Raw genomic sequence first — 667 nt, 5'->3', positions numbered from 1 at the left:
TGTGCGCTCTGGAGGACCGGAGCCCGGAGATCGGGCGTGAGGCGATCCTGAAGCTGATGGCCGAGGTCGACCGCTACATTCCGCAGCCGGAGCGTCCGAAGGACCGTCCGTTCCTGATGCCGATCGAGGACGTGTTCTCGATCTCGGGTCGCGGCACGGTGGTGACGGGGCGTGTCGAGCGCGGCATCGTGAAGGTCGGCGACGAGGTCGAGATCGTGGGCCTGCGGGCGACCACGAAGACGACGGTGACGGGCGTCGAGATGTTCCGCAAGCTGCTCGATTCGGGCGAGGCCGGCGACAACATCGGGGCGCTGCTGCGCGGCACCAAGCGCGAGGACGTGGAGCGCGGCCAGGTTCTGGCCAAGCCGGGCACGATCACGCCGCACACGAAGTTCAAGGCCGAGGCGTACATCCTGACCAAGGAGGAGGGCGGCCGGCACACGCCGTTCTTCACGAACTACCGTCCGCAGTTCTACTTCCGGACGACGGACGTGACCGGGATGGTGGCGCTGCCGGAAGGCACGGAGATGGTGATGCCGGGCGACAACGTGACCATGACGGTGACGCTGATCGCGCCGATCGCCATGGACGAGGGCCTGCGCTTCGCCATCCGCGAGGGCGGCCGCACCGTCGGCGCCGGCGTCGTCGCATCCATCATCGAGTAACG

The 667-nt window shown here is 67.9% G+C and carries 1 protein-coding gene; it reads left to right on the top strand.

What is annotated here, in order from left to right:
- Nucleotides 1–665 (top strand): EF-Tu C-terminal domain-related protein (locus tag JUB13_RS31035; RefSeq protein WP_268914448.1); only part of this gene is annotated, 665 nt, incomplete at its 5' end.
- Nucleotides 666–667: the final 2 nt, after the last annotated feature.

The sequence above is a fragment of the Arenibaculum pallidiluteum genome, assembly GCF_017355985.1.
Classification (GTDB): Bacteria; Pseudomonadota; Alphaproteobacteria; order Azospirillales; family Azospirillaceae; genus Arenibaculum; species Arenibaculum pallidiluteum.
The sequence above is the reverse complement of the archived record's forward strand: the minus strand, read 5'-3'. Positions and strand labels throughout refer to the sequence as shown.